Origin of the sequence: Amaricoccus sp. (assembly GCF_017995835.1) — a bacterium.
GTDB lineage: Bacteria > Pseudomonadota > Alphaproteobacteria > Rhodobacterales > Rhodobacteraceae > Amaricoccus.
Genome location: NZ_JAGOID010000107.1, coordinates 1 through 9,857 on the forward strand (window position 1 = coordinate 1; position 9,857 = coordinate 9,857).

Sequence of the window (9,857 nt, forward strand, 5' to 3'; positions counted from 1 at the left end):
GGCTGGGGGTGGGTTTCAGGTCACCCGGAGATCACGCCACCTTCGAACTTCCGCCGCTTGCGCTACACGACCGAGACGATCACGCGGAACCCGTTCCATGCCTGCGCCCCGGGGCGGCGGCGTGCCGCCCCGGGGTGGTGCGTGTGCGCTATTCCTGGAAGAAGGCGAAGCGGATAAGGAAGAGGCCGGCGACGAGCCAGGTCGCGGCGTGGACGTCGCGGGCCTTGCCGGTCAGGAGCTTCAGCGCCGCGTAGGAGATGAAGCCGAAGGCGAGGCCGTTGGCGATCGAGTAGGTGAAGGGCATCATCATCGCGGTCAGCGCCGCCGGCGCCGCCTCGGTGATGTCGTCCCAGTCGATGTCCGTCAGCTCGCGCGCCATGAGGCAGGCGACGAAGAGCAGCGCCGGCGCCGTGGCGAAGGCGGGGACCGAGCCCGCGAGCGGGGCGAAGAACAGCGCGGCGAGGAAGAGGACGGCGACGGTCAGCGCCGTGAGGCCGGTGCGGCCGCCGGCCTGCACGCCGGAGGCGCTCTCGACATAGGCGGTGGTCGAGGAGGTGCCGAGGAACGAGCCCGCGACGATGGCCGAGCTGTCGGCCAGCAGCGCCTTGCCGAGCTGCGGGCTGGTGTGGCTCGGACCCTCTTCGAGGAGACCCGCGCGCTTGGCGACGCCGATCAGCGTGCCGGTGGCGTCGAAGACCTCGACGAGGACGAAGACCAGCACGACGTGGACGATGCCGACGCCGAGCGCGCCGACGACGTCGAGCTGGAGGAACGTGGGCGCGATCGAGGGCGGCGTGTCGACGATGCCGCCGAAGTCGGAGAAGCCGGCGGCGATCGAGATCAGCGTGACGACGAGGATGCCGATCAGGATCGCGCCGGTCACCTTCAGCGCGTCGAGCGCGGCGATGATGAAGAAGCCGAGCATGGCGAGCATCGGCGCCGGGGCCATCATGTGCCCGAGCGTCACCGAGGTCGCCTCGGAGGTGACGACGATCCCGGCGTTCTTCAGCGCGATGATGCCGAGGAAGAGCCCGATGCCGGCGGCGATCGCCGAGCGCATCGAGTGCGGGATGCCGGCGACCAGCCAGCGGCGGACGCCGGTGACGGTCAGGATCAGGAAGATGCAGCCCGAGATGAACACCGCGCCGAGGGCCTGCTGCCAGGTGAAGCCGAGCGCGCCGACGACCGTGAAGGCGAAGAAGGCGTTGAGGCCCATGCCCGGCGCCATGGCGATCGGCCAGTTGGCATAGAGCGCCATGATCGCCGAGCCGAGCGCGGCCGCGAGGCAGGTGGCGACGAAGACCGCGGATTGGTCCATGCCGGTGGTGGCGAGGATCTGCGGGTTGACGAAGATGATGTAGGCCATCGTCAGGAAGGTGGTCAGACCGGCGATCAACTCGGTCCGGACGTTGGTCCCGTGTTCCTGAAGCTTGAAGTAGCTGTCGAGCATGGCGGTTGCCGCACTTTCTCTCTCGCCCCGGGCTCGCGCGGCGGGGCAGGTTGTCCCTGTTCAGTTCCGTGTCGTCGGGGCCTTCTCCGGCACGGCGGCCTGGGGCGCGCCGAGCCGGCCGATGATCTCCGCCGCGACGTGCGCCGCGATCACTGCGGGGCGCTTGTCGCCGGAGGGCCCGCCGATCGGGCAGGTCAGCCCGGCGGCGGGGTCTTTGCGGACGCCCGTCTGTTTCCGCCAGGAGCGGAAACGGGCGAGCTTTGTCTCCGAGCCGATCATCCCGACATAGGCTGCGTCGCCGCGGTCGAGCGCCGCGGCGGCGACGAGGAAGTCGAGCGCGTGATCGTGGGTCAGGATGACGAAGGCCGAGCCGGGCCGCGCGGCGGCGACCTCGGCTTCGGGCAGGGGGGAGAGGGTGGTCGGCACGCCCGGCGCGGCGAGCGCGAGTTCCGCCACGCGCTGGTCGATCAGCTGCACGCGCACCGGCAGGAGCGCGAGCGCCGCGGCGAGCGCGCGGCCGACATGGCCGGCGCCGATGACCAGCACCTCCGGCTGCGCCGCCTCCTCCGCGTCCATTCGGGCCTCGAGCATGTGGGCGGTTCCCTTGTCGACCGGGGTCAGCGTCAGGCGGACGTGACCGCCGCAGCACTGGCCGATCGCGGGGCCGAGCGGCACCTCCATCGTCTCGGCGGCGAAGCCGCGGCGCAGGAGCACGCGGGCGCGGTCGATGGCCATGTATTCGAGCTGTCCGCCGCCGATGGTGCCGGCGACGGCCTCCGCCGCCACCAGCATCCAGGCGCCCGCATCGCGCGGGGCGGAGCCGCGGGTGGCCCCGACCTCGGCGAGGATGAGCGGCGCGCCCGCGGCGAGAAGGTCGCGGGGCTCCATCAGCCGGAAGTCCCCTGGGCCTTCGCGGCGGCGCGGAGGTGCTCGATGGTCATCAGCACGCGCTCCGGGGTGGCCGGGGCGTCCATCTGCGGCGCGATGCGGTAGTCTGCGACCGAGGCGGCGGCCATCGACAGCGCCTCGAGCACCGATACGGCGAGCATGAAGGGCGGCTCGCCCACGGCCTTGGACCGCTTGATCGTCGGCTCGACGTTCTCGGACCATTCCGCGAGCTTCACGTTGAAGATGCGCGGCCGGTCGGAAGCGAGCGGGATCTTGTAGGTCGAGGGCGCATGGGTGCGGAGCCGGCCCTTGTCGTCCCACCACAGTTCCTCGGTGGTGAGCCAGCCCATGCCCTGCACGAAGCCGCCCTCGATCTGGCCGATGTCGAGGTCGGGGTTCAGCGAGCGGCCGGCGTCGTGGAGGATGTCCACGCGATCCACCTGGTATTCGCCGGTCAGCGTGTCGACCGAGACCTCGGAGCAGGCGGCGCCGTAGGCGTAATAGTAGAACGGCCGCCCGCGGCCGGTGGCGCGGTCCCAATGGATCTTCGGCGTCTTGTAGAAGCCGGCGGCGGAGAGCTGGATGCGGGCCTGGTAGGCCATGCGGATCAGCGCGGCGAAGGGCACCTTTTCGTCGCCGACATGGACGTGGTTGGCGTGGAAGCGCACCGATTCCGGGCCGGTCTGCCAGCGCTCGGCAGCGAAGGCGATCAGGCGCTCGCGGATCTGGCGCGCGGCGTCGGCCGCGGCCATGCCGTTGAGGTCGGCGCCGGACGAGGCGGCCGTCGCGGAGGTGTTCGGCACCTTGCCGGTCGAGGTGGCGGTGACGCGGATGCGGTCGAGGTCGATCTGGAGCTCTTCGGCGACGACCTGGGCGACCTTGGTGTAGAGGCCCTGGCCCATCTCCGTGCCGCCGTGGTTCAGCTGCACCGAGCCGTCGGTGTAGACGTGCAGCAGCGCGCCGGCCTGATTGTACCACGTCGCGGTGAAGCTGATGCCGAACTTGACCGGCGTCAGCGCGATGCCCTTGCGGATCGTCGGGTTCGAGGCGTTGTGGGCGATCACCGCCTTGCGCCGGGCCTGGTAGTCGGCCGAGGCTTCGAGTTCGTCGACGATGCGGCCGACGATGTTGTCCTCGACATTCTGCCAGTAGGGCGTCACGTCGCGGCCCTCGCCGCCGTAGAAGTTGGCGCGGCGCACCTCGAGCGGGTCCTTGCCGAGCGCGTAGGCGATGTCCTCGATGAACCGCTCGGCCGCGACGAGGCCCTGCGGCCCGCCGAAGCCGCGATAGGCGGTGTTCGACACGGTGTTGGTTTTCAGCGGTTTGGAGACGAGTCTTACCGCCGGGTAGAAATAGGCGTTGTCGGCGTGGAACAGGGCGCGGTCGGTGACGGGGCCCGAGAGGTCGGCCGAGAAGCCGCAGCGCGCGGCGAAGCTGCCCTCGACCGCATGGATGCGGCCGCTGGCGTCGAAGCCGAGCTCGTAGTCGATCACGAAGTCGTGGCGCTTGCCGGTCGCCACCATGTCGTCGTCGCGGTCGGGGCGGAACTTGACCGCGCGCCGCCACTTCTTCGCCGCCACAGCGGCGATGACGGCGAAGAGGTTGGCCTGGGTCTCCTTGCCGCCGAAGGCGCCGCCCATGCGTCGGACGTTGACGGTGACGTTGTGGCTGGCGACGCCGAGGACGTGCGCGACCATGTGCTGCACCTCGGAGGGGTGCTGGGTGGAGGAGAACACGGTGACGTCGCCGTCCTCGCCGGGGATGGCGAGCGCGATCTGGCCTTCGAGGTAGAAGTGTTCTTGCCCGCCGACGCGGAAACGTCCCGAGAGGCGGCGCGGGCTTCCGGCCATGCCGCGGGCGACGTCGCCGCGCTCCAGCTTCAGCGGGTCGACGACGAAGGGGTAGTCCGCGGCCAGCGCGTCGATGACGTCGATGGCGTGGGGCAGGTCCTCGTACTCGATCCTGGCGAGGGTGGCGGCGCGGCGGGCCGCGTCGCGGGTCTCGGCGACGACGGCGAAGACCGGCTGGCCGTGGAACTCGACGACAGCCTCGGCAAAGACCGGATCGTCGTGACGGCTGACCGGCGAGATGTCGTTGTGCCCGGGAATGTCGCGGGCCGTGAGCGCGCCGACGACGCCCGGGAACGCGACGACTGCGGAGAGGTCGATCGCGAGGATGCGGGCATGGGCGCGGTCGGACATGCCGAGGGCGGCGTGGAGCGTGCCGGCGGGTTCGGGGATGTCGTCGATGTACTCCGCCCGGCCGGTGACGTGGTTGGCGGCGCTCTCGTGCGGGAGCGCGGTGTGGACGCCGCCGCGGATGGCGTGGTCGACGGGCTTGTCGGCGGTGGCGGTTTCGGGTTTGCGCATGTTCATGGGCGTTGCCTCAGACCGCTTCGGCGAGGGGCCGGTCGAGCCGCACGGATGCGCCGCCCGTCTCCAGCCAGAAGCGGCGGATCAGGTTTCCTGCGACCAGCCGGCGATACTCCGCCGTGGCGCGCCAGTCGGTGAGGGGGGCGAAGTCGTCGGCGAGCGCGGCCATGGCGGCCTCGGCTGCGGCCTCGTCCCACGCCCGGCCCTTGAGCGCCGCCTCGGCGTTGGTCGCGCGTTTCGGCGTGCCGGCCATGCCGCCGTAGCAGAGGCGGGCGTCGCTGATCCGGTCGCCGTCGAAGGTGAGGCGGAAGGCAGCGAGAACGGCGGTGATGTCCTCGTCGAGCCGCTTGGTGACCTTGTAGCAGGCGAAGGCCGCGCCGGCGGGCGGGGCCGGGACGAACACGCTCTCGACGATCTCGTCGGCGCGGCGGTCCTGCTTGCCGTAGGCGATGAAAAAGTCCTCGAGCGGCAGGTCGCGGGGGCCCGCGGCGCTGAGAAGGCGCAGGCTCGCGTCCAGCGCGATGAAGGGCGGGGGCGTGTCGCCGATCGGCGAGCCGTTGGCGATGTTGCCGCCGACGGTGCCCATGTTGCGCACCTGCTCGCCGCCGATGCGGTCCCAGAGCTCGACCAGCGCCGGCCAGCGCCGGGCGATGGCGGCGCGGGCCTCGGCATAGCTGACGCCGGCGCCGAAGCGGACGCCCTCGGCGGTTTCCTCGATGCGGCGCAGGCCGTCGAGATGGCCGATGAAGATCAGCGGGCCGATGGGCCGCATCTGCTTGGTGACCCAGAGCCCGACGTCGGTCGCGCCGGCGACGACCGTCGCGCCGGGCAGTTCCGCCCGCAGGGCGGCCAGGTCGGCGACGTCGGCGGGCAGGATCAGCCGGTCGGTCCCTTCGCCCATGTCGACGCGGGCGCCGTCGCGGATCGCCTTCAGCGCCTCGGTGACGCGCGCGCGCTCGACGACCAGCGGATCGCCGTCGGGCGAGGCGGCGGCCGCGGCCTGCGCGGCGCGGATGATCGGCGCATAGCCGGTGCAGCGGCAGAGGTTGCCCTGGAGCGCCTTCTCGATCTGCGCGACCGAGGCGTCGGGCCTGCGCATCCACAGGCCGTAGAGCGACATCACGATTCCGGGCGTGCAGAAGCCGCACTGGGATCCGTGGTGCTCGACCATGGCCTGTTGCACCGGATGCAGCGAGCCGCCTTCGGACAGGGCCTCGACGGTGACGACGTGGGCGCCGTCGAGCGAGCCCATGAAGCGGATGCAGGCGTTGACGCTCTCGTAGACGAGCCCGGCCTCGGTCAGCTTGCCGACCAGCACGGTGCAGGCGCCGCAATCGCCCTCGGCGCAGCCTTCCTTGGTTCCGGTCAGGCGCCGTTCGATCCGCAGCCAGTCGAGCAGCGTGCGCGTGGGTGGACACTCCGCCAGCCGCACCTCCGGTCCGTTCAGGAGGAAGCGCAGCTCCTTCCGTGTCGTCGCGCTGGCTGTCATTGCTCGCTCCCCGCCCGGCTTCCTGTTCCTGCGATCCTGCGCGAAGAGAGGCGACCGGGGAACCGGCTCCGATCGGAACTCACTTTCAACGTGGAGAGAGGTAATCGGCGGGTTTCCGGCCGCGAGAGCGCGCGGCCGGCAGTCCGGTTCTCGCCATGCGCCCCGTACCCCATGCCGTGACGAGACTGGCGCGCGACCGGCCGCGGATGCAAGCCGGAATGGCGCCTCCCGTCCGCCGGGCGCCTGCTGCTTGCCCAATCGCCCTTGGCCGGTCCGACTGCACAGGAATTGATCATATGTGCGCCCGCTCTGTTGGCGCCGGATGCGATCAAGGCGCTCATCCTGCGGGAAACGGCTGGTTTCACAAGCAAGTCTGGTCGATGCCGAAATCTGGCATGATCCTTGCTTGTATTCGGGTGTGCCGGCGTGCTCGGACGATACCCATGAGGACTTCGATGAAAATGATCGTAGCGGTCATCAAGCCCTTCAAGCTCGAGGAGGTCCGCGAGGCGCTGACCGACATCGGCGTGCAGGGCCTGATGGTCTCCGAGGTGAAGGGCTACGGCCGACAGTCCGGCCATACCGAAATCTATCGCGGCGCCGAGTACGTGGTGAACTTCGTGCCCAAGCTCAAGCTCGAGCTCGTCGTCGCCGAGAGGGTCGTCCCCCAGGTGGTCGAAGCGCTCGCCGGGGCGGCGCGCACGGGAAAGATCGGCGACGGCAAGGTCTTCGTGCTCGGCGTCGAGCAGGCTCTGCGCGTCCGCACGGGCGAGACCGGGGAGGAGGCGCTGTGAGCAGGGGAAAGGAACTCGAATTGAAGAGGCGCAAGTACATGCGAGACCTGTTGAAACCGTTCGGCCTCGGGGCCGTGCTCGCGGCCGCGCTGCCGGCCGCGCTCGCGTTCGGCCAGGAGGCGACGACGGAGACGGCGCCGGCGCTCGACCCGGTCGTCGAGGAGACGGTCTCGGCGCTGAACAGCGGCGACACGGCCTGGATGCTGACCTCGACGCTGCTCGTGCTGTTCATGATCCTGCCGGGCCTCGCGCTGTTCTATGGCGGCCTCGTGCGCGTGAAGAACATGCTCTCCGTGCTGATGCAGTGCACGCTGATCACCGCGATCGTCATGGTGATCTATGTCCTCTACGGCTACTCCTTCGCCTTCGGCGGCTCGGAGAGCGCGTTCTTCGGCGGCTTCGCCAAGATATTCCTCGCCGGCGTCACGCCGGCTTCGGAGTCCGGCACGATCCCGGAATTCGTCTTCATCGCCTTCCAGATGACCTTCGCCTGCATCACGCCGGCGCTGATCGTCGGCGGCTTCGCCGAGCGGATGAAGTTCTCCGCCGTCGTCCTGTTCATGATAATGTGGGTCACGATCGTCTACTTCCCTGTCGCCCACATGGCCTGGGACGCCGCCGGCCTCTATTTCGGCTGGGGCGCGATGGACTTCGCGGGCGGGACGGTCGTCCACATCAACGCCGGCATCGCCGCCCTGGTCGGGGCGCTCGTGATCGGGCCGCGCATCGGTTACAGGAGGGAGGTCATGGCTCCCCACTCGATGACGCTGACCATGGTCGGCGCCTCGATCCTGTGGGTCGGCTGGTTCGGCTTCAACGCCGGCTCGGCGCTGTCGGCCGGCGGCGGCGCGGGCCTCGCCATGCTCAACACCTTCACCGCGACGGCGGGCGCGATCGTCGGCTGGTCGGTGATCGAGGCCATGGCCCGCGGCAAGGCCTCGATGCTCGGCGCAGCCTCCGGCATGATCGCGGGCCTCGTCGCCGTCACCCCGGCCGCCGGCTTCGTCGGCCCGGTCGGCGCCATCCTCCTCGGGCTCCTCGCCTCGGCCGCCTGCTACTTCTTCGTGCAGGTGGTGAAGGAGAAGGTGGGCTATGACGACAGCCTCGACGTGTTCGGCATCCACGGCATCGGCGGCATCGTCGGCGCGGTGCTGACCGGCGTCTTCGCCTCGGAGGGGCTCGGCGGCGTCGGTTATGCCGAAGGCCAGAACATGGTCGGGCAGGTCGTCGTGCAGATCCAGGCCGTGGCGATCACCATCCTCTGGTGCGGCGTGGTCTCCTTCGTCCTCTACAAGATCGTCGACATGATCGTCGGCCTGCGCGTCGCGCCGGAGACCGAGCGCGAGGGCCTCGACCTCGCCGAGCACGGCGAGCGCGCCTACGTGATGTAGCGGACGCCTTCCCCGGGCCGGGACCCCTCGGGGCTCCGGGTCCCACCTTGCCCGGCGGCCTGTCACCGCCGGGCTTTTCTTTTCGTCCGGGCGGCGCGAGGATCGCCGCCATGGACCGGCCCTATCCCGAGGTTTCCGCGCGGATCGCCGCTCTCGTCGAGGGCGAGGACGATCCCGTCGCGCTGATGGCCACCGTCGCCTGCGAGCTTTACCACGGTCTCGACGGCTTCGACTGGGTCGGGTTCTACCGCGTCGTCGCGCCCGGGCTCCTGAAGATCGGGCCCTACCAGGGCGGGCACGGTTGCCTGGCCATCCCGTTCGAACGCGGCGTCTGCGGCGCGGCCGCGCGCGAGGAGCGCACGCAGGTCGTGCCGGACGTCGACGCCTTCCCCGGCCATATCGCCTGCGCCGCCTCGACCCGTTCCGAGATCGTCGTTCCCGTCCGCGACGCGGGCGGCCGCCTCATCGGCGTCCTCGACATCGACAGCGACGCCCCGGCCGCCTTCGACGCCGCCGACGCCCTGGCGCTGGAAGCGATCGTCGAAGCGGTGTTCGGCCGCGACGACCCGGGGGCCGCGCCGGGCCGCGGCTAGGCAGGCGTCAGCCGTTTCTCGAAATGGACGCGGCGGAAGCCGTCCTCGACCCGCCGTCCGGTCTCCGCGTAGCCGAGCCGGGGATAGAGCGCCAGGTTCTCCACCATCTTCTCGTTGGCGTAGAGCCGGACCGCGCCGGCGCCGCCGCGTCGCGCGGCGTCCTCGCAGAAGAGGATGAGCGCCCTGCCCACGCCGCGCCCGGCGGCGCCGGGCAGGACGGCGACGCTCTCCAGCAGGACGTAGCCGGCCTCCATCGCCCGGAACACGACGAAGCCCTGGAGCCGGCCGTCGGCGTCGGTCGCGACGTGGACCTCGCCCGCGTCGATCAGCGCCGCGAAGTCGGCGCGCATCGGGGCGGGCTCCCGCCCGATCCGGGGCGCGTAGCGGGCATAGGCCAGCGCGGCGCATTCCCGGAGCGCGGCCTCGTCGCGGCGCCCGGCCTGTCGGATCACCGTGGCGCTATCGGGCGTCATCGAGGATCATCCGCGCCGCCTTCTCGGCGATCATCAGCGTCGGCGAGTTGGTGTTGCCGCTGGTGATCGTCGGCATCACCGAGGCGTCGGCGATCCGCAGCCGTCCAAGCCGCCGCAGCCGCAGGCGCGGGTCCACCACCGAGGCTTCGTCCACGCCCATCCGGCAGGTGCCGACGGGGTGGAAGATCGTCGTGCCGAGATCCCCGGCAGCGCGGCGCAGCTCGGCCTCGCTCCGGAGCGCGGACCCGGGCCGGTGCTCCTCGGGTTTCAGCCGGGCGAACGCGGGTTGCGCGACGATGTTGCGCGTCAGCCGGATCGACTGCGCGGCGACGGCGAGGTCCGCTTCGGTCGAGAGGTAGTTCGGCCGGATCGACGGCGGCGTGCGGAAGTCCGGTCCCGCCGCATGG

At 70.7% G+C, this 9,857-nt stretch carries 9 protein-coding genes; 3 read left to right on the forward strand and 6 right to left on the reverse strand.

The features are described from left to right. Positions 1-148: 148 nt before the first annotated feature. From KBA23_RS13920 to xdhA, 4 genes are read right to left on the reverse strand one after another with little or no spacing between them, the layout of a single operon-like run. Positions 149-1,450, reverse strand: coding sequence for an NCS2 family permease (locus KBA23_RS13920; RefSeq protein WP_290741935.1), 1,302 nt, complete (start codon positions 1,448-1,450; stop codon positions 149-151). A 60-nt stretch (positions 1,451-1,510) separates the two neighbouring features. Beyond that, positions 1,511-2,338: a xanthine dehydrogenase accessory protein XdhC gene (gene xdhC, locus KBA23_RS13925; protein ID WP_290741937.1), complete on the reverse strand. Its 828-nt coding sequence runs from the start codon at positions 2,336-2,338 to the stop codon at positions 1,511-1,513. After that, positions 2,338-4,713 (reverse strand): xanthine dehydrogenase molybdopterin binding subunit, encoded by a 2,376-nt coding sequence (gene xdhB, locus KBA23_RS13930; protein ID WP_290741939.1) that lies wholly within the window; start codon positions 4,711-4,713, stop codon positions 2,338-2,340. Before xdhB ends, xdhC begins: the two co-directional genes overlap by 1 nt. 10 nt (positions 4,714-4,723) lie before the next feature. Continuing rightward, positions 4,724-6,199 (reverse strand): xanthine dehydrogenase small subunit, encoded by a 1,476-nt coding sequence (gene xdhA / locus KBA23_RS13935; protein ID WP_290741941.1) that lies wholly within the window; start codon positions 6,197-6,199, stop codon positions 4,724-4,726. 455 nt (positions 6,200-6,654) lie between these two features. Between xdhA and KBA23_RS13940 the strand changes: the two genes are divergently transcribed. The 3 genes from KBA23_RS13940 (at position 6,655) to KBA23_RS13950 (ending at position 8,977) form a co-directional block, all read left to right on the forward strand. Continuing rightward, entirely contained in the window at positions 6,655-6,993 is a 339-nt protein-coding gene (locus tag KBA23_RS13940; RefSeq protein WP_290741943.1) for a P-II family nitrogen regulator, read from the forward strand. Between the two features lie 38 nt (positions 6,994-7,031). Continuing rightward, positions 7,032-8,384: an ammonium transporter gene (locus KBA23_RS13945; RefSeq protein WP_366935321.1), complete on the forward strand. Its 1,353-nt coding sequence runs from the start codon at positions 7,032-7,034 to the stop codon at positions 8,382-8,384. Between the two features lie 110 nt (positions 8,385-8,494). Then, complete coding sequence (locus KBA23_RS13950; protein ID WP_290741947.1) at positions 8,495-8,977, forward strand: GAF domain-containing protein; 483 nt, start codon at positions 8,495-8,497, stop codon at positions 8,975-8,977. Here KBA23_RS13950 and KBA23_RS13955 read toward each other — a convergent pair. Together KBA23_RS13955 and KBA23_RS13960 are read right to left on the reverse strand one after the other, a co-directional pair. After that, positions 8,974-9,450: a GNAT family N-acetyltransferase gene (locus KBA23_RS13955; protein ID WP_290741949.1), complete on the reverse strand. Its 477-nt coding sequence runs from the start codon at positions 9,448-9,450 to the stop codon at positions 8,974-8,976. The two genes, KBA23_RS13950 and KBA23_RS13955, sit on opposite strands and share 4 nt — an antisense overlap. Next, on the reverse strand, positions 9,437-9,857 hold a 421-nt coding region (locus KBA23_RS13960), incomplete at its 5' end, for a GMC oxidoreductase (RefSeq protein ID WP_290741951.1). The genes KBA23_RS13960 and KBA23_RS13955, both read right to left, overlap by 14 nt.

Excerpts from the sequence above, each read along its gene's own strand:
- KBA23_RS13920 (WP_290741935.1), bottom strand. The coding sequence starts at position 1,450 with ATGCTCGACAGCTACTTCAAGCTTCAGGAACACGGGACCAACGTCCGG.
- KBA23_RS13940 (WP_290741943.1), top strand. The coding sequence starts at position 6,655 with ATGAAAATGATCGTAGCGGTCATCAAGCCCTTCAAGCTCGAGGAGGTC.
- xdhA (WP_290741941.1), bottom strand. The coding sequence starts at position 6,199 with ATGACAGCCAGCGCGACGACACGGAAGGAGCTGCGCTTCCTCCTGAAC.
- xdhB (WP_290741939.1), bottom strand. The coding sequence starts at position 4,713 with ATGAACATGCGCAAACCCGAAACCGCCACCGCCGACAAGCCCGTCGAC.
- KBA23_RS13955 (WP_290741949.1), bottom strand. The coding sequence starts at position 9,450 with ATGACGCCCGATAGCGCCACGGTGATCCGACAGGCCGGGCGCCGCGAC.
- xdhC (WP_290741937.1), bottom strand. The coding sequence starts at position 2,338 with ATGGAGCCCCGCGACCTTCTCGCCGCGGGCGCGCCGCTCATCCTCGCC.
- KBA23_RS13945 (WP_366935321.1), top strand. The coding sequence starts at position 7,032 with ATGCGAGACCTGTTGAAACCGTTCGGCCTCGGGGCCGTGCTCGCGGCC.
- KBA23_RS13950 (WP_290741947.1), top strand. The coding sequence starts at position 8,495 with ATGGACCGGCCCTATCCCGAGGTTTCCGCGCGGATCGCCGCTCTCGTC.